Genomic DNA, 26927 nt, shown 5'->3' with positions numbered 1-26927 from the left:
GTCGGTGCTGTGCTACGGCTCCGCCGAGCGGCGGTGCCGGGTTCAGGGGCCCGTGACCGGGCGGGGGCCCGGGAGGGGCGGGAGGAACGGCAGGTGGGCGGCCGGGCGGTCGCCGTGGGCGGCGGCCAGGGCCAGCAGGCAGCCGGCCGTTCCGGTGGCGAGGTCCATGGAGAGCCGCATCATCTGGTGGCCGGGGAAGGCGAGTTCGCCGCGGTAGCCCATGGCGTACCAGTCCAGCGCGTCGACTTGGGCGGCCACCTGCCCGGGCGTGACGCCCGGCGCGGTGGTGCGGGCGAGGTGCAGGATCATGCCGGCGCGGCCCTGGAACAGGCCGGGCTGGGCGTAGAAGCGGGACCGGGCCGCGGCGGTGATGCCGTCGCGGGCGGCGGCCAGAGCCGGGTCGTCGTCGCCCGCCGCCGCGAGGAAGTCGTCGAGCACCATGCCGATGCCCACGCTCCCGTCCCCGGCGTACGGCATGGTGCGCCAGCCCTCGTCGACCTCCAGCGTGCCGTTGGCCGTGGTGACGCACCGGGCCAGGTCCGCGCGGAGTGCCCGTCCGGCCAGGTCCAGCAGGTCGGGCGCGCCCGTCCGGTCGTACAGCCGGAGGAAGAGGAGGGCGGGTCCGGTCGCGCCGCGCAGCAGTCCGGCGCGGCGGCCGGCCGCCGGTCCGCCGGCGTCGCCGGGCTCGTCGGCCGTGAGGCGGTCGGCGAGGACCTGCGCGGCCCGGACGGCGTGGTCGCGCAGGGTGGTGTCGCCGGTGGCGGCGGCGAGGTGGTCGAAGAGGAGGCCGAGCCCGGCCAGGCCGCCGCGCAGGTCGGAGGAGAGCCGCCGCCAGTTCTCGCGCAGTACGGCCTCGGTGAGGTCGAGGGCGCGCCCGGTGTGGCCGAGCCGGTCGAGGACGAGGGCGGCGCCGGCGACACCGTCGTAGAGGCCGAGCGGGGTGCCGGGCGGCAGCGGGTCGGTGTGGTCGAGCAGCCACCGTTCGCCCTCCTCGTAGCGGGGCGCGCCCGCCTCTTCGAGGGCGTACAGCACCCCGGCCGCGCCGTGTGCGAGGCCGAGCCCGCCGCCGTCGCCGAACTGGGCGACGTCGCCCGGGAAGAGGCGGTCGTCCCGCTCGGGCGTGGCGGAGGCGAGGAGGGCGCGGACCATGGAGTCGCGGCTCGCCGGCCAGTCGCCGGGCCGGGGTGGCCGGGCCGTGGAGCGCGGGGCCGGGGAGCGCGGGGCCGCAACGGCCGCCGCGTCGCGGGTGATCTCCGCCACCGCCTCGTCCAGGAACTCCCTCGGTACCGGGAACTGCGAGGCGATCACCTCCGCCAGGTGTGCGGCGTGCCCCCGGTCGATGACGAAGAGGGTGGTGACCGGCAGGAACAGGGCCAGCCGTAGGCACGCCAGCGCGTACCGGTCGACGTCCCGGCCCCGGCGGTCCGGCGGGGCGAAGAAGCCGGGGTGGGCGACGACCTGCCGGCCGTGTTCGCTCGCCGGCGCGGCGGCCTCGAAGTCGATGAGGGTGACCGACCGTTCGTCGGGTGCCACCATGATGTTGAACATGTGCAGGTCGTTGAAGACCAGCCCGCGGGAGTGGACGGCCTCGACGGCCTCCTCCACCGCCCGGTGGATCCGCAGCGCCCAGGTGGTGTACGCGGCGGTGGCGGCCGGGTCGGGTTCGGCGGTGAGCAGGGGATGGCGTTCGGCGAAGAAGGAGTTGAGCGGTCTGCCCTCGACGAAGTCCATCACCAGGAAGCTGTGCTCGCCGAGGGTGAACCAGTCGCGCAGTCCGGGCGCGGCGTCCAGGCCGGCGAGCCGGTCCAGCGCGTCGCGCTCGCGCTCCAGCCGGGTGACGGCGTCCGCCCCGTCGGCCGCGAGTCCGGCGTGCGGCCTGCCCTCCTTGAGGACGACCTGCCGCCCGTCGCGGGTGTCGGTGCCCCGGTAGACGCCGCCGCCGTTGGAGAAATGGAGCGCCTTCTCGATGCGGTACGGCAGGTCGGCCACCGTGGTCGCGTTGCGCGCCGCGAGGTGGGGTGCGAGGAACGCCGGGAGGGTCACCCAGGACGGCACCCGGAACGCCGGGTCCCGGGAGTCGGGGACGAGCCGGCCCGTACCGTCCTCGATCGCCGGGACGAGCGTGCCGCGCTCGTCGACGCAGAAGCGGCGGGCGAACGCGCCGTACCGGACGTAGAGCGGCCCCTCGTTCCAGCGGAGGTCGGTGAGGACGTACGGACCCGGCCGGCCGCCGAGGAGCGCGTCCAGCTCCTCCAGCGTCGTGCGCAGTTGCTCCTCGTCCGCCGGGTAGACGGTGACGAACTTGCCGCTGTGGTCGCGGCCGGCGTACTTGGTGTTGCGCAGATGCAGCAGGTGCGGCCCGGGCACGAACTTGAACGGGATGCCCCGGGGGACGCAGTAGTCCCAGACGTCGGCCGCCGTCTTGTCCGCCGTGCCGGCGGTCGCGGAGACGTGGATCTTCCAGCCCTGGAGCGGCTGTCCGGGGAGCGGGCCGCCGTCCGGGCCGGCCGGGAAGAGGTTCAGCCAGTCGCCGTTGCGGGCGGTGGCCCAGTTGTCCGGCACCGGCCGCCGGGCGGTCTCGAACAGACCGTCCTCGGTGGTGGTCCCGGCGAGGACGGGCAGGCGGTCCGGGGTCTCGTAGAAGTGCCGGTCGGCCAGGCAGTAGACCTCGTACCGCTTGTCCATGTGATCCCCCTCGGCTGTGATGCGTCGAGATTTCCACGCCGGGGGGAGCCGGACCAGTCACACGTGTCACCAACGGGCCGTGTGAAACGCATGGTTGGAGGGAGGCACTCCGGTGCCACTTCGGGGCACTTCGATGTCACTTTCGTGACGCTTCCGTGCGCTCGGATGCACTCCGGGGCACCGGAGTGTCACTCCAGGGCGACGGTGACGGTCTTGGGCCGCTGGTACTCGGCGAGGGCCAGCACGCTCAGGTCCGTGCCCTGACCGGACTGCCGGCGGCCGCCGTGCGGGAGTTCGGCCGTCTGCTCCAGATGGCAGTTGACCCACACCTCGCCCGCGTCCAGCGCGCCCGCCAGGCGCAGGACGGTGGGCACGGCCTCGCCCCACACGCTCGCCGCCAGCGCGTGTGGCATGCCGTTGGCGGCCCTGACCAGCGCGTCGGTGTCCGGCACCGCCTGGACGGTGAGCACCGGACCGAACACCTCCTCGCGCACGGCCGGATCGTCGTCCTGCACGTCGGCGAGGAGCGTGGCCGGCCGCCAGTAGCCGTCCCGCTCGTCCTCGGCGGGCGCGACGGGCCCCACGTGCCGGACGCCGGCCCGGCTCGCCGTCAGCAGGTTGTCGAACCGCTTGAGCTGCTCGGGGTTGTTCAGCGGGCCGAAGTCGGCCCCGGCCCGGCGGGCGCCGAGCGCCGCGGCCAGGCCGCCTACCGTCCGCTCGAGGCAGGAGTGCGGGGTGAGCACCCGGGCCGGGGCCGCGCAGGACTGGCCGGCGTTGTACACACAGGCGGCGGCGAGCCGCTCCCAGGTGTACGCGGGGGCGTCCGGCAGCACCAACGCCGGGCAGTTGCCGCCCAGTTCGAGACTCACCCGGCGTACTCCCGCGCGGGCCGCCACGTCCAGCCCGCCGGCCCGGCTGCCGGTGAACGCGATCGCGTCCACGCCCTCGTGCCCGACGAGCAGCCGGCCGGTCTCCCGGCCGCCGGGCACGGCGGTCAGCACCCCGGGACCCAGCTCCTCGTCCGCGTGCCGGGCGGCCAGCAGCGCGCTGTCCGGCGTCGTCTCCGCCGGCTTGACGACGACGGTGTTGCCGGCCGCCAGCGCCGGGGCGAACCGCCAGACCGCCATCAGCAGCGGGTAGTTCCACGGCACGACGGCCGCGACCACGCCCAGCGGCTCCCAGCGGACCCAGCTCTCCCGGCCCGGCAGCCGCCGGCCCCCGGCGGGTACAAGATCCGCGCGGGCCGCCCCGGCGTAGAACCGGACGAGGTCGGCGCACTGCGCCACCTCGGCGGCGGCCTCGGCGAACGGCTTGCCCGTGCCCGCCCGTTCGGCCGCCGCGTACTCCCCGGCCGCGTCCTCCAGCACCGCCGCGAACCGCAGCAGCCGGCGGGCCCGCTCCCGGGCGGTGAGCCCGGACCAGTCGGGGAGCGCCCGCCTCGCCGCGGCCACGGCGGTGGCGACGGACTCCGCCGTGCCTCGTCCGCCGCCGGGCGGGGCGGGGTGCGGGCGGGTGCGGCCGGTCCGGGGGTCGGTGAGCACTCGGTCTCCTCTCCGGCGGGCCATGCCGGCCCGTTGGGGGTGCCCCCTCTGGGGGAGTTCGAGGACAACCGCGCGAAGCGCGGTTTCGGGGGCGGGGGGGGAGCCCCCGCAAGAAACGGCGGATGGGGGTGCCCCCTCCGGGGGAGGGAGAGGGGGCACCCCCAACGGGTCAAGCCGCCACGATCGCGTCCGTGATCGCCGTCCACAGCTCGGCCCGCGCGTGCAGCGCCGTCCGGACCGCGTCCGCGCACCGCTTCCACTTCCCGGTGTCGTCGCCGCACAGATCGACGAGCATGTGCATCGCCATCGGCGTGTGCTCGTCCGCGTCGACCTCGATGTGCCGCTCCAGGTAGTCCTTGAACAGGGTCAGCCGGCCGTCGGCGTCCTCGATCCGCACCACCTGCTCGAACATCTCCGGGATCAGGTCCTCGCGCCCGAACGCGAACACCGCCGCCTGGCAGTGCACGGGCGCCGTCTCCAGCACCGTCCAGGTGGCGTCGACGAACCGCGCCGACGGCTCCGGCACCCGCGCCGTACGCAGCGCCTCGGACACCGGCACGCCGGCCCGCAGCTCCCGGACGAAGGCGTCGAGGGGCCCGGTGTCCGCCCCGACGTCGTCCATCGCGGCCCGGTAGAGCTCGAAGTGGCTGATGAAGCCGTCGCCGTACTCGTCACTCTCCTCCACCAGCGTGATCTCGTTGATCAGCCGCCGGCTGGCGACCGGGCCGTGCGGCACCCAGGGCACCTCCACACAGGTCAACTGCCGTTGCAGGCTGGTGAGCAGGGACATGAAGTCCCAGACCGCGAAGACGTGGTGCTCCATGAAGACCCGGGCGGCGTCCGGGCTGGTGACGCTGTGGTACATCGGGTGGGCGAGGACGCCTTTGCGGGCGGGTTCGATCTCCGCCCTGAGCGCGGTCAGGCCCGGGTGGCTGACGTGGGTGTGGTAGCGCGAGACGGCCATGAACGGCTCCTGAGAGGCCGGAGACAAGGAAGGAAGGGAACAGCGCGCGGCCGGGAGGATCAGCGCCGGGACGCGTCCGGGACCGCGCAGTCGTGGCAGGGGCAGTGCGAGCACCCCACGTCGTGCAGATAGGCCGGCAGGTGGGACTTCAGATCGCAGATGAGGCAGTGCAGGTTGCCGATCTCGCTCAGCACCTCCTCGTAGACCACCACCTCCATCCGCCGCTCCGACTCCACCGGCATGTGCGGGGCGCCGATCGCCAGCAGGACGTGGTCCGAGATCGCGCCGACCGCGTGTGACACCGCGCCCTCGACCAGGTAGATCTGGCCCGCCTCGGTCGGGTGGACGCGTCCGTTGTAGGTGATGGTGCCGAGGCCGCCGAGGACCACCAGGACGTGGTGGCCGGGGTGGGTGTGCGGCGGGAAGCCCGCGCCCGCCGGCAGCCGGATGACGTCCGCCCCGATCGCGCCGTTGCTCACCAGCCCCAGCCCGGTGGCGTCCGCGCCGTGCATGTGCACCGGCCGCTCGCCGTGCGGGATGTGCAGCGAGGTGGCCGCATCGCCGATCTGCGCGTTGGCCCACCGGATGACGGACAGCTCGTCGGCCGCGGAACGCGCCGTCATCACGCCTCCGCCCGCTCGGTGAAGTAGTCGGCGTTGACGGCCGTGAAGTGCGTCCACTCCTCGGGCAATTCCTCCTCACGGAAGATCGCGTCCACCGGGCAGACGGTGGCGCACAGATCGCAGTCGACGCAGCGGGCGGGGTCGATGTAGAACTGCGGCGCTTCCGCCTCCGCGCCTTCGATGCAGTCGACGGGACAGACATCCACACAGGCGCCGTCCTTGACGTCGATACACGGCTCGGTGATCACGTACGTCATCCGCTTCCCTCCTCCGCTTCCGTCGCGCTGCCTTCCATCGCGTTGCCTTCCGCCGTGCCGTCCTCTGCCGCGCCGGCCTCTGCCGTGCCGCCCGCCGCCGCCCGTCCGGGCGCTTCCGGCTCGTGCCGCCGGACGGCCAGGTCGGCACACTGGGGGCCGCGCACCCGGTGACCGGTGCGCAGGTCGAAGGTGGCCCCGTGCCAGGGGCACTCCAGGAACGTGCCGGTCACCAGCCCGGCCGCGAGCGGCGCGCCGCGGTGCGGGCAGCGCGCCGGGACGCGCACCACCCGGTCGGCCAGCCGCACCAGGCACCACCGACCGCCGGGCAGCACCTCGACGGCCGCCCCGGCCGCGCCGGTCACCGCCTCGCCCGCCGCTCCGGTGCCGGCCGTCCCGTCCGCTGTGGCCGTGGTGGCCGCTGTGGCCGGGGTGGCCGGGGCGGTCCTCCCGGCCCGTGTCGTCGCCTCGCCCATCGCCGGCTCCGTCTTCACAGGTCGAGGTCCTTGACCTTGTCCGTCCACTTGTCGTCGAACATGAGGCCCCGCCGATACGTCGCGTCGGCCAGCCCCTTCGCCCAGCGCGTGTAGCGGTGTCCGAGCACCATGTCCCGCGGCCGGAACCGGTTCTCTCGGCTGTACGCCGACCGGTTCAGCCGGACGTCCGCCAGCCCGTTCCAGTCGCGGTCGCGGTACCGGACGGTGACGGGGAGCCGGCAGGCCAGCCGGATGCCCGCCGCGGCGTGGCCGCCGTGGAACGCGTCCTCCGCGACGGCGATGTCCGGCAGGTTGAACCCCTGCGGCGCGAACCGCATCACCGGCGCGTAGTTCTGCGCCTTCTTCACCGCGTTGTACCGCATCCGCTGGGCGATGACGTTGTACATCAGCAGCCGGCCGTTGGCGATGCCGAACTCCTCCGGGCGGAAGCCGGTGCGGAACCCCGTGAAGCAGAACAGGTCCGTGAACTCCATCGTCCACGGCTCGTCCAGCTTCCGGCCCACCGGAACCGTGAACACCGCCAGGTCCACCGGTAGGTCCTCGGCGTCCGCCGCCCAGTGCGCCACCGCCTGCAGTGCCCGGGTCGGCGAACTCCCCGCCTCCAGCACCCGTTCCAGGAAGGCGTCCCACTCCTCGGCGGATCCCGCGCGGCCGGTGTACTCGGCGCCCGTCTCGGCGTACAGCCGCTCCGGCAGCCCGTCGGGGACGCGCGCGCTGCGCCGGTAGACCGACAGCGGCAGCAGGAACTCGCGGCGCTCCCAGTTGCTGCCGTCGAAGTGCAGGCACCGCTCGTACCGCTCCTCGACCCGGGTGCGCAGCCCGGCCAGCCGGCGGGCCGCCGCCAGGACGTCGGGGGCGGTCGCGTCGGGCGGCTCGGCCTCGCCCAGCAACCGGGCGTAGCCGCGGGACTTGCGCAGCAGGAACAGGGCGAGCGCGGGGAAGGACAGCAGGGACTGGTTGAGTTCCTGGAGCACGAACCCGGCCTCCTGCCAGCACCGGAGCAGCGTCGCCAGCACCAGCCTGGTGCCGCTCCACTCCTCCGGCGGCAGGGCACGGCACGCGGCGACCTCCGCGGCGACGGCCCGGTTGTCGAGTTCCGTCTCGCCGGCCAGCAGCCGGACCCGCTCGACGGAGACGATCCGGCGCTCGAAACCCGCCAGCAGCGCGTCGCGTTCCTCGGCGGGCAGGGCGGACCAGGCGCGGCGGGCCCGGTCCGGCAGGCCGTCCAGGGCGGCGGGCGGCCCGAGCCACAGGGCGGCGTGGCCGCCCGTCGCCGGAGCGGACTCCCGGTCCGCGGTGACCACATGACGGCCGAGCGCCCGCCCGGCCGCCACGGCCGCGCGGACGTCGTCCACCGCCACCAGCGGCGCGTCCAGCCGGACGGCCGCCGTCAGGGCCCGCAGCCCGGCCGTCTCGTCCGCCGTGACGACCACCGCCTCCCCGGACAGCCCGGTGCCGGTGCCGGCGCGGGCGAGGACGTCCGGCGCGGGGCCGTGCAGCGCGGCCAGCCGGTCGCCCATCCGCTCCAGCGCCTCGTCCGCGGTGGCGCCGCGCCCGAGGGCCAGGCAGAACAACCGCCACCAGACCAGTGACGCGCGTGCGTACGGCACCTTGAAGTGGTACCAGAGCCGCTGGAAACGCGAGAATTCCTCGGCCGGAATTCCGTGGGCGGCGAGATCGAGCGGCCGGCCGGCGCCGGAACGGTCGTCGACGAGTTTCTCCAGGACGGCCGCGTCCACGATGCGCGCGGCCACCAGGCCGGCCACCACGACGAGATCGCCGTCATCGCCCAGCATGTCAAGACGGTCGTTCAGATCCTTTTCGATTTCATCCAGTACGGATAGGTCCGCGCCGGTGAAATCGGGGTGGGAGAGCAGGGGATCCGATGCCATACGGGCGCCTCCAGAGCGGGAATCCACAGTGCGCACGGCGTTGCGGGAGGAGAGGCACGGCAGTCGGCCGTCCCGGCCACTCCGGTTTTTCTCCGGAATGCGCCAGGGGACGGCCGGCGAGAGGCGGCGGCAAGAGAGCGCGCGCCCCGGAAAGCATGACGCCGACGACGCTAGGGAGCGCCGTTCCCCCTGTCAATCGACCGGCTCTGGCCGGAAGGCGTTCTCCGCCATGGGACGGCTGGGGCGGGCCGCCACCAGCGCCGCGCCCTGGACGGAAAACCCTTTGCCGGGCTCTTGCGGAATCCTTCCCGGGCGTGACCCCGAAATGCCGTACCAATGGCTCGACGAAGGATGGTTGCATGCTGAATATGCAAGCGGCATGGGGGCGCTGCGGCGATCCGCGGCCAGCCCGCCGGAATCCTTTTCGCGAGGGTGGCCGAAATACCGCCGACGCTTCCCCCGGGGCATCCGGCCCGTCGACGAGCGGTATCAGGGCCGGTCGCCCGCACGCTGTCCGGCCGATACGACACCCCTCCGGCCACCCTTCCCGGACCCCGGCGAACCGCTACGCTTCGTCAGGAATCCCTGCAATCCGATCGGTCGGTGAAGTGCCGGCCGGTCGCCGGAGTGGGATCGGTCGTCGGAATCCGATCAGTCGCCAGAGGGAAGTGAGCCGGTCGTATGGCAGATGTGACGCTCCTCGTCATGGGAAACACCGGAATGCCGGCCTGGGGCCAGGACCAGATCCGGCGGCTGAGCGAACAGGCCCGGCGCCGCGGCGTCACCCTGGTGGGCGCCGACACCCCGGAGAACCTGCGGTCCGCGACCGCCCGGGACCTCGCGTACGTGGACGAGGTGGTGGCCCTGGACGTCCACCACCCCGAGGCCTGCCGGGCCTGGGCCGCCACCCGGCCCCCCGTCGACGCGGTCCTCACCGTCCGCGAGCTCTCCGTCCTGCCGACCGCCGTCATCGCCCGGGAACTCGGCCTCGCGGGCAACGACCCCGACGCGGTACGGCGCGTCCGCACCAAGGACCTCTGCCGGCAGCGGCTCCGCGAGGCCGGCTTCCCCCAGCCCCACACCGCCGTCTGCGACAGCGTGGCCGACGCCGAGCGCTTCCTGGAGGAGACCGCCCCCGGCCCGTGGGTCGTCAAGCCGCGCGACGGCCTCGCCAGCATCGGCGTCTCCCTCGTCCACGGCCCCGGGCAACTGCCGGACGCCGTACGCAAGTTCCACCGGCCCTCGACGGCCATGAGCCCCTTGCCCGCCTCCCCGTACTTCCTCGTGGAGACCTTCGTCGCGGGGGACGAGTACTCGGCCGAGGGCATCGTGCTCGGCGGCGAACCCCGGGTGCTCGCCCTGACCCGGAAGGCCGTCACCGACGGCTTCATCTCCACCAGCCAGCAGCAGCCCGCCGGCCTCGACGAGGCCACGGACCGGCTCGCCCGCGACACGGTCGCCCGCGGGCTCAAGGCGGTGGGCATCACCCACGGCGTCTTCCACATCGAGCTCTGGGTGACACCCGCCGGCATCGTCCTGGGCGAGTTCCACTGCCGCGGCGGCGGCGACTTCATCCACGCCCTCGTCGAGCACACCCGGCCCGGACTGGAGCTCTACGGCACCCTCGTCGACGACCTGCTCGGCCGGACGCCCCCGCCGCTGCCCGAGCCGGGCCGGGCCGCCCGCGTCGACTTCCTCTTCGCCCCGCCCGGCCGGCTCCGCGCCGTCCGCGGCTGGGACGAACTCGCCGCCCACCCCGCCGTCCTCGCCGCCGACCTCCGGGTCCGCCCCGGTGACGTCATCCCGCCGGAGAAGGACTCCTTCACCCGCTCCGGGGTCTTCGTCACCGGCGCCGAGACGCCGGAGGAACGCGACGCCATCGCCACCCGACTGGCCGGGCAGGTCGTCTTCGACACCGAGGCGGACGAGCGGGGCGCGCCCCTGGCACTGGCGGCCGACGCCTGAACAGCGCGCCGAACGGCCGAGACCTGAACGGCAGAGACCTGAACGGCCGGGTCCGGCCGCCTGAGCCGTCGCCTCCGGCCGCCTGAGCCGTCGCCTCCGGCCGCCTGTGCCCGCGCGTCCGGCCGCCTGAGTGGGCGCGGAGGGACGGCTCGGCACGCGGGGACGGTCTGACGAGGGCGCACGTCCGGCCGCCGAGGTGCGCCCGGCCGCCCCAAGCGCGCACGGCTGTGCGAAGTGCGCCCAATGGCCGAGCAGGCCAAGCAGGCCAAGCAGGCACGGAAAGGGGCGCCGGGGCGCCGGTGGCGGCGGTCCGTAGGCCGGGCCCGGCGTACGGCGGTCGGTCGCCGGGCGGCCGGCCCGCGTCGTGCTGCGGCCCGGGCCGGCGTGGGAGCCCGGGGCCGGGAGCACGGCTCTGTACGCCCGGTACGCGACGGCCTGTAGGGGATGAGCCGGCCTGCGGTCCGACGGCCGTCCGAGCTCGCGCGGACGCCGTCCGCGCACGCGCCCCCGGGCGTTCGAGCACGCGCGGAGCTGCTGGGCGTCAGGCCAGTCGTCGGACCGGCTCGCCCCTCAGGTAGGCGGCGACGTCCTCCACGGCCTGGGTGAAGTACGCCGTGTAGTTGCGGTGGGTGACGTACCCCAGGTGCGGGGTGGCCAGCAGCCGGGGGAGTGTCCGGAACGGGTGGTCGGCGGGCAGCGGCTCCTGGTCGAAGACGTCGACCCCGGCGCCGGCGATCAGGCCGCCGCGCAGGGCGCCGGCGAGCGCGTCCTGGTCCACGATGGCCGCCCGCGAGGTGTTGACGAGATAGGCCGTCGGACGCATCAGCCGCAGTTCCGCCTCGCCGACCAGCCCGCGGGTCCGCTCGCCCAGCACGAGGTGGACGGAGACGAAGTCGCTGTCCGAGAAGAGCTCTTCCTTGGAGACGCGGACGGCGCCCGCCGCGGCGGCGCGCTCGTCGGTGAGGTTCGAACTCCAGGCGACCACCTCCATGTCGAACGCCCGCCCGATCCGCGCCATCCGGCTGCCGGTCTTCCCCAGCCCCAGCAACCCCAGCCGCCGGCCGTGCAGGTCCGTCCCGACGGTGCTCTGCCAGGGGCCGGCCTCGCGCAGCGCCGCGTTCTCCCGCACCAGGCCGCGGGCCAGCCCCAGGAGGAGCGCCCAGGCCAGCTCGACCGGCGGCTCGGGGTTGCTGTCCGTCCCGCACACGATGACACCGTGCCGGGCCGCCGCGTCGAGGTCGATGGACGCGTTCCGCATACCCGAGGTGATCAGCAGCCGCAGCTTCGGCAGTTGGGCGAACAACTCGGCGGGGAACGGGGTGCGTTCCCGCATGACGACGACGATCTCGCTGTCGGCCAGCTCCTCGACGAGCCGGCCGTGATCCGCGATGTGCTCGCGCGCGACCCTGACCTCGACGGCGTCGCCGAGGACCGACCAGTCGGCCGTGGAGAGGGCGACGCCCTGGTAGTCGTCGAGCACGGTGCAGCGGAGCGTCATCATGTCGTCCTTCGGTGCGGGGACTTCGGTGCGGAGATTTGGATGTGGGGGCTTGAGTGTGGGGGCTTGGGTACGGCGGTGGGGGGATGGAGTGGTGAGAGTGGTGAGCAAGGGATCGGCGTGACGGGTGGGACGGGGACACTCTGCCAGGAGCCCGCGCCGCGCCCGGCACGGGCCCTCCCGGGCCGTCGCGTTCAGGCCGCGACGGCCGCGCGCGCCGCACGGTCGCCGGTGTACGCGGCCATGCGGCCGTGGCGGTGCGCGGCCCGGTGGACGCCCCGGCGGCCCGGTGGACGCCGCGGAGTCCGATGTGCACGCGTTCCGGCCACATGCCCGGCGTGGCCGCAGCGCCCAGGGCGCCGGCATCGCCTCCGCCGGCCGGTCGGACCGGGCCGGGCCGGACCGGGAGTCGCCCGGCGCCGGGGAGCTCCGGGGGCACCGCCCCGCGGCCGTCGGCGGGCGACGTCCCGACCGGTGCGGTCCGGCGGAGGCCGCGGGTCCGCGGCGGGAGGCCTAGCCAACCCCCGTGGGGCTCCCTATCATTCGAACGCTCCCCGTCCCAGCGGGCCGTGAAGATTGTCATGGGCATGCCTTGTGATGCTCGTGACCTGCCCCTCCTCCGGCCCGGTACGTCATTCCGACACTGCGTCCCGCCGCCGGTCACCCCGTCGGCCCGCCGCCGGTGCGCCCCTTCCGCTCAAGGGGCTCCGGCGTCCGCCGGGCGGTCGTCCCGGACGGGTCCGCTCCCTGGGAATCCGGGGGTCGTGGTGCCGCGGAATGGTTCCCGCCGTCCCCTCGGGCCGCCCACGCCGCCCGAAGGCAACCGATTGGAGCACCATGCCCGCAGGTCTGGTCACCGCCGGAGCGCTCACGGCGCTGTTCGCCTCGGCGTTCGCCACCCAGCAGCCCTCCGTCATCACCAACCCGCCGCCGGACAAGATCGTCATCGAGATCGCGACGGTCAACGGCTCGGGCTGTCCGGCCGGTACCGCCGCCATCGCGGTGTCACCCGACAACACCGCCTTCACCGTCACCTACAGCGACTACCTGGCCCAGGTCGGATTGGGATCCAAGCCGACCGACTTCCGCAAGAACTGCCAGCTCAACCTGATCGTCCACGTCCCGCAGGGCTTCACCTACGCCATCGCCAGCGCCGACTACCGCGGTTACGCCAAGCTGGAGTCCGGGGCGAGCGGCACCGAGAAGGCCTCGTACTACTTCCAGGGCTCCTCGCAGACGACGCCCAGCTCCCACGGCTTCAGAGGCCCGTACGGCGACAACTGGCAGGCCACGGACTCGGTCCCGGTGGGTGCGCTGGTCTGGGCGCCCTGCGGTGAGCGGCGCAACTTCAACATCAACACCGAACTCCGCGTCAACGGCGGCACGTCCGACACCACCAAGACCAACAGCTTCATGACCATGGACTCCACGGACGGCAGCATCAACACCGTCTACCACCTCGCGTGGAAGGAGTGCCCGCGCACGTAGCGCGAACGGCGGCCGGGGCGGGTACGCGCGGGGCGGGGGCCGCACCCCCTCCCGGCCGGCTCCGCGCACCCGGCCCGGCCGCCCGCCGGCTCGCCCGCCCGTCCGCTCGGTCCGTGGAGAGTGCGGCTCACACCTCGCGTTCACCATGACTTTAGGTCGCGTTCAGCCCCCGTCACCTGCGAACATAGCGCTCCGCACGGCCACCGTGACCGAGAGGGTATAGACCTCTGGAGGAATTCGCGCCAGTGTGGGGAAGACCACCGCGAAGCCTGCGGCCCCCCACGGCCCCGCCTTCGCGTCCCCCCTCGATCGCACAGAGCCTCATGTCTGCTTCCAGCCGTGACATCCTGAGCCCCGCACCTCCGGCGGACGCCCTCCTCGGCGCCCCGGACGCGGTCGTTCCGCCGCCGGTCGTCCCGTGGTGCGGTCCCTGGGGCCGGCCCGTTCCGGCCGGTACCGCCGCCGACACCCGGCCCCGGGCCACCGCCTCGCACCGCCCGGCCCACGCGATCTCGCTCCCCGCCTCCCCCCGCTCCGTCGCGGCGGCCCGCGCCTTCTCCCGGCGCCTGCTGGCCGAGTGGGGCCTGGGCGAGCTGACCGACGACACCGCCCTCCTGCTCTCCGAACTGGTCACCAACGCGATCGTGCACGTCCCCGAGGGCACCGGTGACGTCGAGCTGTCCCTCTCCCGCACCCCCGCCCACCTGGTCGCGCGGGTCACCGACCGCGGGGGCGCCCTGCCGCGCTGCTCGCTCCCCGGGAAGGACAGCGAGAACGGCCGCGGCATGTGGCTGGTCGAGCAGATCGCCGAGCGCTGGGGACACCACGCCTCCCCGGCGGGCAAGACCGTGTGGTTCGCCCTCCGGCTCCCCGACGCCCCCCGCGCCCCCGACACCCCCGCCGCCCCCTCCGGCGTCCCGGCCCCGGCGGGCCCGACGGACGCCTGACCCGCTCCGTACCGCCCCCGCGCCCCCGCCGCCCCCACGCGGCGCGCCACACCCCGCGTCCCAGCGGCTGCGCGCCGCGCGGGATCCGAGGGACGATGGAGACCGCGGCGCGACGGACGGCGGCGCGAGCGGCGGTACCGGGCCGGGCCCGGCGCCACGCCACCGTGTCCGCACCCGTCGCGCGCGGGCGCAAGGAGGACCTCGCATGGGCACCACCGACGGATTCCGGACCGGCCCCGGCCGGTCCCGGCCCGCCTGGGACGAGGCGGGCGGCCTCCTCGACGTGCTCAGCGTGGCCGCCGTGGTCCTCGACCGTGAGGGCCGGATCATCCTGTGGAGCCCGCAGGCCCAGGATCTGTTCGGCTGGACCCCCGCCGAGGCGCTCGGCCAGTACGCCGCCCGGCTGCTGGTCGCCGAGGAGGACCTGGGCGTCGTCCTGGACCTGTTCGACCGGGTGATGGGCGAGGGCGAGAGCTGGGCCGGCGTCTTCCCCGTCCGCCACAAGGACGGCGGCCCCCGCCTGGTCGAGCTGCGCAACGTCCGGCTGGAGGGCCCGCACGGCAGCATGTACGCCCTCGGCATCGCCACCGACCGGGAGGTCCTGCGCGACCTGGAACGGGACCTGGCGCTCTCGCTGCGCCTGGTGGCCCAGTCCCCGATCGGCCTCGCCGTCATCGACACCGAGCTGCGCTACGTGATGGTCAACCCCGCCCTGGAGCGGATCCACGGCTTCCCCGCCGAGGAGCACCTGGGCCGCCGGATCGGCGAGGTGCTGCCGTTCGTGGACGTCGAGGCCAGCGAGGCCGCCATGCGCCGGGTGCTGGCCACCGGCGAGCCGGAACTCGACCGGTTCGTGACGGGCGGCCTCGGCGGGGGCGAGGACGACCGCGCCCGGCTGATCTCCTACTACCGGCTGGAGGACGCCGGCGGGCACATCCTCGGCGTCGCCGCGTCCGTCCTGGACGTCACCGACCGCCACCGCGCCGACCTGGCCGCCGCCGAGGCCCGGCGCAGGCTCGCCCTGATCGCCGACGCCTCCGTGCTCATCGGCACCACCCTCGACCTGGACCAGACCGCCCACGAGCTCGCCGAGGTCGTCGTCCCGGCCCTGGCCGACGTCGCCGCCGTCGACGTCCTGGACGCCGCCCTGGAGGGCAACCGCGCGCCCGAGAGCCGGGCGACCGCGATCCGGGCCCTCGCGGTGGCCTCGGCGGGCACCGCGGGCGCCGCCGACGCCGCCCGGGCCGCCGACCCGACCGGCGAACTCGCCCACTACCCGGCCGACCGGCTGGTCGCCGAGTGCGTGGCCACCGGCCGCCCCGTCCACCTGCCCCGCGTGGGCACCCGCGACCTCCCGCGCATCGCCCGCGACGCGACCGCGGCGGCCGTACTGGCCCGGGCCGGCCTCCACTCGTACATCGCCGTCCCGCTGATCGCCCGCGGCGAGGTGCTCGGCGCCCTGGACCTCAAGCGCACCGACAACCCCGCGCCCTTCACCGAGGACGACGTGGTGCTGGCCGGCGAGCTCGCCGCCCGCGCCGCCGTCTGCATCGACAACGCCCGCTGGTACCAGCGGGAACGCGCCGCCGTGCTGAGCCTCCAGCGCACCCTGCTGCCGCAGGCTCCCCCCAGCCCGCCGGGGCTGGCGGTCGCGTACCGCTACCAGCCGGCCGGCACGGCCGGGCAGGTGGGCGGCGACTGGTTCGACGTCGTCCCACAGGACGGCGGCAAGAGCGCCCTGGTCGTCGGCGACGTCATGGGCAGCGGCATCACCGCGGCCGCCGCCATGGGCCAGCTCCGCACCGCCGCCCGGACCCTCTCCGGGCTGGCCCTCGACCCGGCCCAGGTGCTCCGGCACCTCGACCGGGCCGCCACCGGTCTGGACCAGCAGATCGCCACCTGCGTCTACGCCGTCTACGATCCGGAGGCCGGCCGGTGCTGCGTGGCCAACGCCGGGCATCTGCCGCCGGTCCTGCTGCGCGACGGCGGCCCGCCCGTCCTGCTCGACCTGCCCACCGGGGCCCCGCTGGGCGTCGGCGGCGTGCCGTTCGAGAGCGTGGCCGTGGACCTCGCCCCGGGCGACCGGCTCGTCCTCTACACGGACGGCCTCGTGGAGACCCGCGACGAGGCCCTGGACGTCCGCCTCGCCGAGCTCGTCCGCGTCCTCGACGCCCCCAGGACCGGCCTGGAGGAGACCTGCGACCTGCTGCTCTCGGTGTTCCGCCGGGGGAGCGAGGACGACGTGGCGCTGCTGATCGCCGAGGTCGGCGGCTGACCGTCACCCGGACGACGGGCCGGGGCCCGGGCGGGGGCCGGACGGCGGGTCAGGCGCCGCCGTCGGGCGCGCTCCCGTCGGCGGGCAGGTCCCGTAAGGCGCACCGGGCCCGGGCGGCGGTGTCGAGGATGTCGTTGAGGAGGCGGGACACGTGGTCCACGCGGGCCGCCGGCGCCTCCGCCGCGGGCCCGTCGCCCGCCAGTTCCTTGTTGACCTGACGGAAGACCTGCTCGTCGAGGAAGTACGCGGCACGCGGGATGCCCAGACTGTCGCTCACCTTGAGCAGCGTCTCCAGGGTGAGGTTGGAGCCGTCCGCCGACTCCGCCTGGGACAGCGTCCGTTTGGAGACCCCGGCGCGCTCCGCCAACGCCGCGAGCGTGAACGGGCCTTCGGGGTGGTGGTGGCGCACGTACCGCAGCCGCCGGGCGACGTCCGCCTTGGCGGCGGTGATCCGCGCCGCCACGGACGGCCGCTCCCCGCCCTCCGCGGGCGCTCCCCCCTGCTGCATCGTCCACCCTCCCGCACACGCTCCGACCCCAGGACTCTAACCGGCGCGGGAACGGCGGAGCCATGGAAGTGCCCGGGAGGCAAAACCGTGTTCTGTAGGGCATTGCCTGATTTGTCGAGAGTGGAGACCGAGGGAAGACGGATATGGACCGACTTTAAGTGCAATACATTGCGACTTGGGGCAGCAAGTTGCCATGGCCTGATGCGGATGGCTAACGTCCGCGGTGATGCGGGCGGCGACCGCTCAAAGCCACGGGGGTGCTTTGAGGGCGGTCGCCGTCCGTGTCGTCGTGCGCCGGCCCGGTCCGGGCCGTGCGCGTGCGTGCCGACGGCCGGTCGAGGAGGCCGTCCGCCGTTCCCCAAGCGTCCAGCCGGAACCGGAAGTCGAACCGGGTCGCGGCTCCGAGCCCCGGAAGCGGCCCGAAGCCGCTCGTCCGGCGTCGGGCGCCGACGCGTTCTCCCCGCCGGCCCCCGGGTGATCCCGTGCGCCCTCCGGGTCCGTCCGTGCTCGTGGCCGGTCAACCGGGCCCGGATCGGCGTCGGTTCTCCGCCCGGCGGACGGATGTCCGGGCCGGCGGGTGCGGAGCGCCGAGGTTCCGCCCCCGGTGTTCCGGACGCCCGCGAACGTTCAGGACGCCTGCGCCGAAAGGCCGTTGATCTTTCTAGGTCGGATGACCTAGCCTCGGCGCCATGCATGACGACGACATACAGGCCGACCCCGCGGGCCCGGTGCTCGTGGCCGGTGGTTACGGAACGGTCGGCGCGGAACTGGCCCGACTGGCGGCGCCGCACTGGCCGTTGCTGCTCACCGGGCGTGAACCCGGCCGGGGACGGGAGGTGGCCGAGGCGACCGGGGCGGAGGTGCGCCGCTGGGACCTGTCGGACCCGGAGCCGTTCCGGGCCCGCGTCCGCGCCGTGGTCGGCGCGGTGAACGACCCCGACGACCGCATCCTGCGGGCCGCCCTGCGCGGCGGGGTGCCCTATGTGGACGTCACCCGCTGGACCGCCCGGCTCCAGCGCGCGCTGGCCCTCGCGGCCCTGACGCCGCCCCGGGCGCCGGTCCTGCTCTCGTCCGCCTGGATGGGAGGGGTGACCGCGCTGGTCGCCGCGGCGCTGGCGGACGGGCTGGGCGGTGCGGCGTCCGTCGAGATCGCCGTCCGCTACGACCTGAAGGACCGGGCGGGCGCCGACTCCGTGGAGTTCATGGACCGGCTGGGGCTGGACTACGAGGTCATGGAAGGTGGCCGGCGCCGCATGGCCGTGCCGTTGAGCGACGCCGGGACCGTCGCCATCGGCGGCCACCGCACGAAGGTGGCGCGGATCGACACGCCGGAGCAGTTCACCCTGCCGCTGTCGCTCGGAGTGGACACGGCGACCACCCGGATCGGCTTCGGTTCGGCCGCCTCGACCTCCGCCCTGCTGGCCCTCGGACGGACGGGCTTCTTCCGCTGGGGGCGCGGGGACCGGTTCACCAGGCTGCGGCGCTCGCTGCTCTACGCGCCGGGGGACGGGGGAGAGGCCCGCTTCCGGGTCGACGTACAGGGCCGGACGGGCGGGCACTGCTCGGCGGTGGTCTCCGACCCGGCGGGGCAGGCCCACCTCACCGCCGTGGGCGCCTGGTCCGGACTGCGCCGGGTGCTCGGCGCGGACGGCGCGCCGCCGCCCTCCGGTGTGGCCTTCCCCGAGACCACCCCGGCCCCGCACCACGTCCTCCCCGCCCTGGAGCGGGCCGGGGTGGAGGTGAGCGTCGCATGACCGGAAAGCTGACCCGGCAGGGCAGTGCCCGCCGGACGAGCCTGCTGGACGCCGCCGAGGCCGTGCTCGTCGCGAAGGGGAACGCGGACGCGTCCCTGCGGGCCGTCGCGGCCGAGGCGGGCGTCCGTCTCGGGCACCTCCAGCACTACTTCCCGACCCGGGCCGACCTGATCCGGGCGGTGCTGGAACGGGCCCTGGACCGCACGCTGGAGCGGCTGACCGGCCCGGCCGGCCTCGGCGGCCGGCCCGGTCCGGACCCCGCCGAGCCGCGTCACACCGCATCCGCCGAGCCGCGTCACACCGCATCCGCCGAACCGCGTCACGCCGGCCCCGCCGACGCCGTGGCCGTCCTCCTGGCCGAGCAGGAGGACCCTCACCTCGTCCGGCTGTTCGTCGAGATCTGGGCCCTCGCCGCACGGGACGAGACCATCGCGGAAGCGGTCCGCGCCTTCTACCGCCGTTACGCGGACCACGTGACCGCCTACGTCCGGGACCTCCGGCCGGACTGGCCCGCCGAACGCTGCCGGGGCCGCGCCGAGACCTTCGTGGCCCTGGTCGAGGGCGCGTCCCTGCTGCGCTCGGGCATCGCGGGCCACCGCTCGGCGGCGATGGACGCGTACCTCGTCGAGGCGGCGGTGGGGCTGCTGCGCGACTGACCCGGACGGGACCGGACGGGGTCCTGACCGGGCCGGAGGGCGGGCCGGTCCGGGGGCGTCAGGCCGCCACGCGGACCGGTTCGGGGCCGCCGGACGCGACCGGGCGCCGGCGGACGCGCCGCCGCTCCGCGGCCGGGCGGAACCGGAGGATCCGGGACACGCCGAAGGCCTGGACGGCGAAGACCGAGCAGAAGGCGATCCGGTAGTCGTCGCCGGTGGCGTCCAGCAGGACGCCGATCGCGAGCAGCGTCGCCATCGAGGCGACGAACCCGCCCATGTTGACGATGCCCGAGGCGGTGCCCTGCCGCTCCGGCGGGTTCGCGGGGCGCGCGCAGTCGAAGCCGACCACCGACGCCGGGCCGCACGCGCCGAGCACCAGGCACAGCGCCGACAGCAGCCACATCGGCGCGTGCGCCCCCGGCCAGCCCAGCACCGCCGCCCAGGTCAGCGCGGTCGCGGCCACCGTGCCGAGCGCCACTGCCGTACGGGCGGCGGGACGGCGGGAGATCACCTGGCCGTACACCGGTCCGACCGCCATCGCGGACACCGCGGACAGGGCGAGCAGCCCGCCGGCCGCCTCCCGGGACAGGCCCTGCGCCTGGACGAGGAAGGGCAGCCCCCACAGCAGCATGAACACGGTCGCCGGGAACTGGGCCGTGAAGTGCACCCACATGCCCAGTCGGGTGCCCGGCTCCCGCCACGCCGCGGTGATCTGCCGCCGCACGGACGCGACCCCCGCGGCGGGCGCCGGCGCCGGCGCCTGCCCCTCCGGGTGGTCCCTGAGGAAGAGCAGGGTCAGCAGCAGCACCACGGCACCGGCCGCCGCGCTGCCCGCGAAGGTCACGGTCCAGCCGAGACCGTGCAGCGCCCGGGGGATGACGAGCGTGGAGATCAGGTTGCCGACCGTGCCGAACAGGGCCGCCACCTGTGAGATCACCGGCGCCCGGTGGGCGGGGAACCAGCGTGAGCCCAGCCGCAGCACACTGATGAACGTCATGGCGTCGCCGCAGCCGAGCAGGGCGCGCGACGCCAGCGCCGTGCCGTACGTCGGGCTCAGCGCGAAGCCGAGCTGGCCGGCGGTGAACAGCGCGGCGCCGAGCATGAGGACCCGCTTGGTGCCGAGCCGGTCGATCATCAGCCCGACGGGGATCTGCATGGCCGCGTAGATCAGCAACTGGAGGATCGAGAACGTCGAGAGCGCGGACGCGTTGATGTGGAAGCGGTCCGCGGCGTCGAGCCCCGCGACGCCGAGGCTGGTCCGGAAGACGATCGCGACGAGGTACACGCACACGCCGACGCCCCACACCGCCATGGCCCGCCGCCCGCCGGGAGCCCCCTCGCCGGAAGCCGGAGCGAAGGAAGGTGAAGCAGGAGAAGAAGTGACGGGAGTCGGAACGCGGGCAGGGCGGGGCAGGGCGGGGGCGGAGGGCATCCATACAGCTTAAGGTGGTCAATAAGCTGAAAAGTCCGTTTTGGGCGGTGAGTTCGCTCACGCGACGGCGGCCGTGCGGTCCGCTCCACGCCCCGGCCCGCCCCTCAGCCCTCCCGGATCGTGAACACCCGGTCGAGCCCGACGACGCGCAGGACCCGCAGGGTGTTGGCGGGAACGCCGCTCAGGGCGATGTCGGCGCCGGCGGCGAGGGCGCGCTGGCGGGCGGCGAGGAGCGCGGTGATGCCCGTGGAGTCGCAGAACTCCAGGCCGGACAGGTCGACGACCAGGCACTGGCCCGGCCGCAGGTCGAGACCGTCCGCCTGGCGGCGCAGGCCGGGGGCCTGCTCGTAGTCGAGGTCGCCGGCCACGTGCAGGACGGGGCCGGTGGCGGTGTCGCGTCGGGTGATGTGCAGAAGGCTCATGGTGTGTGCGGAGGACTCACGAAGCGGTGGACGGAGCGGGTCGGGTGGGGGCGGGGGAGACGGCGGGGACACCAAGGGCGAGGAGCGCGGTGTCGTCGTCCAGGCCGTCGCCGAAACTCTCCAGCAGCCCGGTCAGCGCGGTGATCGTCTCCTGGGGCGAGGCCGGTGCGCAATCGGCGGCGAAGGCGCGCAGGGCGTCCTCCCCGTACAGGTCGTCACGGCCGGCCCCGGTGCGCGCCTCGGTCAGGCCGTCCGTGTAGAGCAGGAGGGTCTCGCCGGGCCCGAGGACGGTCCGGGCGGTGCCGACCGGGGCGGTGGGCAGGATGCCGACGAGCAGCCCGCCGGGGGTCGGCAGGTAGTCGGCGCGGCCGTCGGCGCGCAGCACCAGGGCCGGGGGGTGGCCGCCGGAGGCGAGGTGGACGGCCGCGCCCTCGCCGTCGGCGCCGGGTTCGACCACGCCGAAGATCGCGGTGCAGTAGCGGGGGTCGCCGCCGCCCGAGTACCGCTCGTGGAGGACGGCGTTGAGCGTGGTCAGCGCCGCCGCGGGGTCCGGGTCGTGGAGGGCGGCGGCGCGCAGCGTGTACCGGGTGAGCGAGGTCAGGGACGCGGCCTGCGGGCCCTTGCCGCACACGTCGCCGAGGAAGAAGGCCCAGCGTTTGCCGTCGAGCGGGAACAGGTCGTAGAAGTCGCCGCCGAGCCGGTCGGCCGAGGCGGTGTGGTAGTAGACGGCCGTCTCCAGCCCGGGGACCGCGGGCAGGGAGTCGGGCAGCAGCGACCGCTGGAGCACGGCGAGCGCGTCGGCCAGCCGGGCCCGGTCGGCCTCGGCCTGCCGGCGGGCCTCCTCGGCCTCCGCGCGGGCGCGCTCGGCCTCGGCACGGGCCCGCTCGGCGTCCTGCCGGCGGCGCAACAGCTCCTCTTCGTACGCGCGCCGGTCGCGCGCGTCGAAGACGGTGGTGCGCACCAGCAGCGGCTGGCCCGCGCTGCCGAACTTGATCACGGAGGAGACCAGCACCGGCAGCCGGCCGCCGTCGGCGGTCTTCATCTCCAGCGCGATGCCCCGGAGTTCGCCCTGCATCCGCAGCAGCGGCGCGAAGTGCGTCTCGTGGTACAGCTTCCCGCCGACGGTGAGCAGATCGGTGAAGCGCCGGCGCCCCACCACGGCCTCCCGCTCCAGGCCGAGCCAGTTCAGCAGCGTCGTGTTGACCTTGGCGATCGTGCCGTCCATCAGCGTCGACAGGTAGCCGCAGGGGGCCGACTCGTAGAGTTCCTCCGCGCTGTCCTCCAGCAGCGCGCTGAACACCGCGTCGGTGTTGGCCCGGTCTCCGGCGCCGGACCGGTCCGGGCCCTCGCCCCTGGGGCGGTTCACGCCAGGTCCGCCAGGAAGCCGAGGATGGCCTCCGCGGTGGCCTCCGGGGCGCTCAACTGCGGGCAGTGCCCGGTGGCGTCCAGGGTGACCAGACGGGACGACGGGATCGCCGCGTGCACGAAGGCGCCGACCTCGCGCGGCGCGATGACGTCCTCGGAGCACTCCAGCACCAGCGTCGGGACGTCCACACCCTTGAGGTCCTCGCGGCTGTCGGACAGGAAGGTGGTCCGGGCGAAGACGCGGGCGATGTCCGGGTCGGTGGCGCAGAAGCTGTTGGTCAGCTCCCGGCCCAGTTCCGGACGGTCCGGATTGCCCATGATCACCGGAGCCATGACGGAGGACCAGCCCAGGTAGTTGGACTCCAGCGAGGCCAGCAGCTCCTCGATGTCCTCCGCGCCGAATCCGCCGCGGTAGCCGTCGCCGTCGACGTAGCACGGCGAGGGGCCGACCATCACCAGCGCCCCGATCCGCTCGGGAGCCGCCCGCGCCGCCAGCACCCCGACCATGGCGCTGACCGAGTGCCCGACGAACACCGCCCGCTCCAGGCCCAGCTCCTCGCACACCTCGACGACGTCGCGGGCGTAGCCGTCCAGCGAGGAGTACCGCTCCTCGCTCCAGGCGGACAGGTCCGAGCCGCCGGAGCCGACGTAGTCGAACAGCACCACCCGGTACCGCTCGGCCAGGGCCGGCACGATCAGGCGCCACATGTTCTGGTCGCACCCGAAACCGTGCGCGAGCACCACCACCGGCCCGTCGGCCGGGCCGGTGGTCGTCACGTTGTTCCTGCGCTGGATGTGCATACCAACCATCTTCACATCCCGTCGCAGACGTCCGTCCGGCGGGACCGGCGGAACGGTGCCCGCGCCGCCTTCCGCCGGACCCGTCAGAACGGGAGCAGGTGCCGCGCCAGGCGCACCGAGAGCCTGGGCAGCCGGCCCAGGGCCCAGGCGGAGGCCGCGCCCAGGGCCGCGCCGGCGGCGACGTCGCTCGGATAGTGCGCGCCGCTGTGCACCCGCTCGACGGCGACCAGCGCGGCCGGAACGGCGCACAGCGCGCCCGCGCGCGGCCAGGCGCGGGCGACGGCGGTGGTGAAGGCGACGGCGGCCGCGGTGTGCCCGGAGGGGAACGACGAGCTGTCGGGACGGTCGTCGACGTCGTCGTGCGGGATCAGTTCCCTGGGCGGACGCCGCCGCCGGCCCAGCGGTTTGACGACGCCGTTGGAGAGCAGCTCCGCCGCCCCCATGGCCGCCAGCCCGGCCACGGCGGCCCGCCGGCCCCGCCGACCGCCGCAGGCGGCCATGGCGAGGGCCGCTCCCCACCACAGCTTGGTGTGCTCCGCCGCCTCGCCGACGACGGGCCGGGCCCGCTCGACGAGGGGATGGCGACAGGCGGCCGCGCGGTGGGTCAGATGCCGCTCGACCGCGCTGAGGTCTTCCACGTTTCCCATGGTCCCACGGTTGCCCGCGCCGGCCCGGCGCGATGCGCGGTCGCCACCGGCGCGGGCCCGGCCGCCGGACGGGCGGCGTCCGGGGTCCGTCAGCTCGCCGGATCCGGCCCGTCAGCTCACCGGATCCGGCGAGCGCAGCCGCACACCGACCACGCACGTGTCGTCGTCGGTGTCCGAACCGCTGTGCGTCAGCAGGCGGTCCAGCCGCTGCTCCAGGGTGGCGCCGCCGCGGGCCGCGGTCGCCACCAACTGGTCCAGGCTGTCCTGGAGGGAGCGGTCCTTCCGCTCGATCAGCCCGTCGGTGTACAGCAGCAGGATGTCGTCCTGTTCGAGCTGGATCTCGCCCTCCTCGTACTCCGTCTCGCCGATGGCACCGAGCAGCAGCCCCTGTACCAGCGGGACGGTCTCCGCCCGGCCCCCGCGGATCAGCACCGGCGGCAGGTGGCCCGCGCGCGCCCACTTCAGCACCCGGGTCTCCGTGTCGTACAGCGCGCAGATCGCCGTCGCGGTCACCTGGTCGGTGAGGTGGTGGGCGACGAGGTTGAGCCAGCCCAGCAACTGGGCCGGACCGGCGCCCGTCGTGGCCAGGCCCCGCAGCGCGTTGCGCAGGGCCACCATGCCCGTGGCCGCCTCGATGCCGTGCCCGGCGACGTCCCCCACCGACAACAGCACCCGCTTGGACGGCAGCACGATCGCGTCGTACCAGTCGCCGCCGACCAGGCTCTCGTCCTCGGCCGGCCGGTAGCGCACCGCGATGTCCAGGTCCGGGGCGTCGATCGGGCCGTGCGCGGGCGGCATGATGGCCTGCTGGAGCTGGCGCGCGAGCCGGTTCCGCTCGGCCGTCCGCTGCTCGCTGTACGCGAGCTGGTCGCGGGTCGCCGCGAGCGCCACCTCCGTCCAGTGCTGGGCTGAGATGTCCTGGAACGCGCCGCGTACCGCGACGAGCCGGCCGTCCGCGTCCAGCACCGGCTCGGCGACGACGCGGATGTGCCGCGTGATGCCGTCGGCCCGCTGCAGGCGGAACGCGGTCGATCCGGGCCTGCGGTGATGCAGGACGGTCCGCAGGAAGCGGCCGATGGCGGCGGTGTCGTCGGGGTGGGCCAGGCCCGCGAGCTGCTCCAACGGGACCGCGGGCGCGTTCGCGGGCAGCCCGTGCAGGGAGAAGAGCTGCTCGCTCCAGAGGATCCGGCCGGTGACGTGGTCCTCTTCGAAGCCGCCGATCCGGCCCAGCCGCTGCGCGTGCCGCAGCAGGTGGGCGAGACGGGCCGGCTCGCCGGCGGGCCGCCAGACGAGCAGCACCTCGCCGCCGTGCCGGCTGATGCTCACGTCCGTCGTGGTGGGCACCCGCACCTGCCCGACGATCGCGGTGAACGGCATGCCCTCGGCACGGAACGGCTCGCCGGTGGCGTGGACGTGCTCCACCTTGGCGAACAGCCCGTTCTCCTCGGCCGCGAGGGGATACGCCTCCAGCAGCAGCGCACCGGCGACCGCGCCGCGCGGCCGGCCGGCCGGGTCGGTGAAGCGCGGATTGGCGTGCCGGATGCGGAAGTCGACCAGGCGCCCCTGCGCGTCGGTCTCGGCCCGCAGCACCAGCGCCGGGTCGTAGAGGCTGTCGGCCAGCTCGGTGAGCTCGGGGCCGTGGCCGGCGGGCACCGGCTCCCGTCGGCCGGCGGGAACGGCCGGCAGCGTCTCCAGGGTGTGCGCGACGAGCTCGGCGAGCGCGTCGATCTGCCGCCGGACCGCGGGCAGGCGCCGGCCCGGTGCGCCGGGCCAGCAGATCTCCAGCACGCCGAGGATGCGCCCCTGCGTCTCGACCGGCACCACCACCCGGCCGCCGCCCGGCAGCAGGCGGTGGGCCACGGACGGCAGCCCGGTGGCGGACAGGTCCTCGAACCACAACTGGTCCCGGGCGGCGAGCGCCCGCCGGGCGGGCGTCGCCACCCCCGGCGGTACGTAGTGCCAGCGCACGGCCTCGTCCGCCGGGATGCCCGCGTACCCCGCCAGGTGCAGGGCACCGCCGGAGCCGGTCGTCCAGATCGCGACGGCCGTCGCGCCGAGCGGCGTCAGGGCGTGCTCCAGCAGCGAGTGGGCGACGGCCTGGGTGTCGCCCGCGGCGAGCGCGCCGCTCTCGGCCGTGCGCAGCCGCACCGCGACCGAGGCACCGGCCGCGTCACCCCCCGCCTCCCCGGCGTTCCTGGTGTCCCCGACGGTTTCGGCGTCCCCGGCCGTCCGGGTGAGGAAGTCGTGGGCCGCCTCGGAGAGCCGGTCCCGCGCCGCCTGGTTGACGATGTCGGCGGCGAGCTCCAGCGGGGACACCCCCGCGGCCCCGGCGAGCTCGACCAGTTGCCGCGCGGCCTGGACCGGGCTCAGCCGCAACCGCTCGACCAGCACGCCCTTGGCCATCTCCAGCAGCGCCCGCCCGTCCGCCTCGGCGTGGGCGCGCCGCACCTCCTCGCGCAGCCGCGCCACCGTGGCGGCCAGCCGCCCGAGCTCCGAGGCGCTCTCCGCGTCGTCCCCCTCGGGCGCCCGGGCCGCGTAGGACGCGGGCACGAGCGCACCCGGGCCCCCACCCGGCACACCCCCGCCGCCGGGCGCGGACCCGACGGCGGGCAGGGGGCCCGTACCGGACCGCGGTGCCGGCACCGGACCGGCCGGAGCGGCGCCGCTCGGGGGCGGGCCGTCGTCGCGGGAGTCGACGTCCCCTCGGTGACTC

General features: G+C 75.0%; 21 protein-coding genes. 6 read left to right on the top strand and 15 right to left on the bottom strand.

The window, feature by feature from the left end; translation table 11 throughout:
* Positions 1-42 precede the first annotated feature (42 nt).
* From lanKC to ACZ6X9_RS08055, 7 genes are all read right to left on the bottom strand, one after another.
* On the bottom strand, positions 43-2685 hold the full coding sequence (gene lanKC, locus ACZ6X9_RS08085; RefSeq protein ID WP_469777096.1) for a class III lanthionine synthetase LanKC: 2643 nt from the start codon (positions 2683-2685) through the stop codon (positions 43-45).
* Positions 2686-2873: 188 nt separating this feature from the next.
* A complete protein-coding gene (locus tag ACZ6X9_RS08080; protein ID WP_469777095.1) occupies positions 2874-4226 on the bottom strand; it encodes an aldehyde dehydrogenase family protein in 1353 nt (450 codons plus the stop codon).
* A gap of 169 nt (positions 4227-4395) precedes the next feature.
* Entirely contained in the window at positions 4396-5190 is a 795-nt protein-coding gene (locus ACZ6X9_RS08075; RefSeq protein WP_469777094.1) for a DUF3050 domain-containing protein, read from the bottom strand.
* Between the two features lie 59 nt (positions 5191-5249).
* Complete coding sequence (locus ACZ6X9_RS08070) at positions 5250-5813, bottom strand: cupin domain-containing protein (protein ID WP_469777093.1); 564 nt, start codon at positions 5811-5813, stop codon at positions 5250-5252.
* A complete protein-coding gene (locus tag ACZ6X9_RS08065; RefSeq protein WP_398271015.1) occupies positions 5813-6070 on the bottom strand; it encodes a ferredoxin family protein in 258 nt (85 codons plus the stop codon). Before ACZ6X9_RS08065 ends, ACZ6X9_RS08070 begins: the two co-directional genes overlap by 1 nt.
* Entirely contained in the window at positions 6067-6561 is a 495-nt protein-coding gene (locus ACZ6X9_RS08060) for a Rieske (2Fe-2S) protein (protein ID WP_469777092.1), read from the bottom strand. Before ACZ6X9_RS08060 ends, ACZ6X9_RS08065 begins: the two co-directional genes overlap by 4 nt.
* On the bottom strand, positions 6558-8456 hold the full coding sequence (locus ACZ6X9_RS08055; RefSeq protein ID WP_469777091.1) for a hypothetical protein: 1899 nt from the start codon (positions 8454-8456) through the stop codon (positions 6558-6560). Before ACZ6X9_RS08055 ends, ACZ6X9_RS08060 begins: the two co-directional genes overlap by 4 nt.
* A gap of 705 nt (positions 8457-9161) precedes the next feature.
* On the opposite strand from ACZ6X9_RS08055, the gene ACZ6X9_RS08050 reads away from it, so the two are divergent.
* A complete protein-coding gene (locus ACZ6X9_RS08050; RefSeq protein ID WP_469777090.1) occupies positions 9162-10421 on the top strand; it encodes an ATP-grasp domain-containing protein in 1260 nt (419 codons plus the stop codon).
* Positions 10422-10962: 541 nt separating this feature from the next.
* Here the strand turns inward: ACZ6X9_RS08050 and ACZ6X9_RS08045 are convergent.
* On the bottom strand, positions 10963-11919 hold the full coding sequence (locus tag ACZ6X9_RS08045; protein WP_469777651.1) for a D-2-hydroxyacid dehydrogenase family protein: 957 nt from the start codon (positions 11917-11919) through the stop codon (positions 10963-10965).
* 837 nt (positions 11920-12756) lie between these two features.
* Here ACZ6X9_RS08045 and ACZ6X9_RS08040 point away from each other — a divergent pair.
* The 3 genes from ACZ6X9_RS08040 (at position 12757) to ACZ6X9_RS08030 (ending at position 16629) form a co-directional block, all read left to right on the top strand.
* Positions 12757-13407 (top strand): DUF4360 domain-containing protein, encoded by a 651-nt coding sequence (locus ACZ6X9_RS08040; RefSeq protein ID WP_469777089.1) that lies wholly within the window; start codon positions 12757-12759, stop codon positions 13405-13407.
* Between the two features lie 323 nt (positions 13408-13730).
* A complete protein-coding gene (locus ACZ6X9_RS08035) occupies positions 13731-14354 on the top strand; it encodes an ATP-binding protein (protein WP_469777088.1) in 624 nt (207 codons plus the stop codon).
* Positions 14355-14559: 205 nt separating this feature from the next.
* Positions 14560-16629: a SpoIIE family protein phosphatase gene (locus ACZ6X9_RS08030; RefSeq protein WP_469777087.1), complete on the top strand. Its 2070-nt coding sequence runs from the start codon at positions 14560-14562 to the stop codon at positions 16627-16629.
* Positions 16630-16678: 49 nt separating this feature from the next.
* Here the strand turns inward: ACZ6X9_RS08030 and ACZ6X9_RS08025 are convergent, their stop codons facing one another.
* Entirely contained in the window at positions 16679-17137 is a 459-nt protein-coding gene (locus ACZ6X9_RS08025) for a helix-turn-helix domain-containing protein (RefSeq protein WP_469777086.1), read from the bottom strand.
* 689 nt (positions 17138-17826) lie between these two features.
* Between ACZ6X9_RS08025 and ACZ6X9_RS08020 the strand changes: the two genes are divergently transcribed.
* On the top strand, positions 17827-18891 hold the full coding sequence (locus tag ACZ6X9_RS08020) for a saccharopine dehydrogenase family protein (protein WP_469777085.1): 1065 nt from the start codon (positions 17827-17829) through the stop codon (positions 18889-18891).
* Entirely contained in the window at positions 18888-19547 is a 660-nt protein-coding gene (locus ACZ6X9_RS08015) for a TetR/AcrR family transcriptional regulator (RefSeq protein WP_469777084.1), read from the top strand. Before ACZ6X9_RS08020 ends, ACZ6X9_RS08015 begins: the two co-directional genes overlap by 4 nt.
* A 58-nt stretch (positions 19548-19605) precedes the next feature.
* Here ACZ6X9_RS08015 and ACZ6X9_RS08010 read toward each other — a convergent pair whose 3' ends face one another.
* The 6 genes from ACZ6X9_RS08010 to ACZ6X9_RS07985 form a co-directional block, all read right to left on the bottom strand.
* Positions 19606-20979: an MFS transporter gene (locus tag ACZ6X9_RS08010; protein ID WP_469777083.1), complete on the bottom strand. Its 1374-nt coding sequence runs from the start codon at positions 20977-20979 to the stop codon at positions 19606-19608.
* Positions 20980-21083: 104 nt separating this feature from the next.
* Positions 21084-21401 carry an STAS domain-containing protein gene (locus ACZ6X9_RS08005; RefSeq protein ID WP_469777082.1) on the bottom strand — a complete coding sequence of 106 codons (318 nt, stop codon included), beginning with the start codon at positions 21399-21401 and terminating at the stop codon, positions 21084-21086.
* Positions 21402-21417: 16 nt separating this feature from the next.
* A complete protein-coding gene (locus ACZ6X9_RS08000; protein WP_469777081.1) occupies positions 21418-22767 on the bottom strand; it encodes a PP2C family protein-serine/threonine phosphatase in 1350 nt (449 codons plus the stop codon).
* On the bottom strand, positions 22764-23567 hold the full coding sequence (locus ACZ6X9_RS07995; protein ID WP_469777080.1) for an alpha/beta fold hydrolase: 804 nt from the start codon (positions 23565-23567) through the stop codon (positions 22764-22766). Before ACZ6X9_RS07995 ends, ACZ6X9_RS08000 begins: the two co-directional genes overlap by 4 nt.
* Positions 23568-23650: 83 nt before the next feature.
* On the bottom strand, positions 23651-24214 hold the full coding sequence (locus ACZ6X9_RS07990; RefSeq protein WP_469777079.1) for a phosphatase PAP2 family protein: 564 nt from the start codon (positions 24212-24214) through the stop codon (positions 23651-23653).
* 111 nt (positions 24215-24325) lie between these two features.
* A complete protein-coding gene (locus ACZ6X9_RS07985; RefSeq protein ID WP_469777650.1) occupies positions 24326-26857 on the bottom strand; it encodes a SpoIIE family protein phosphatase in 2532 nt (843 codons plus the stop codon).
* Positions 26858-26927: the final 70 nt, after the last annotated feature.

It is taken from the genome of Streptomyces sp. NPDC052910, from assembly GCF_055585605.1.
The sequence above is the reverse complement of the archived record's forward strand: the minus strand, read 5'-3'. Positions and strand labels throughout refer to the sequence as shown.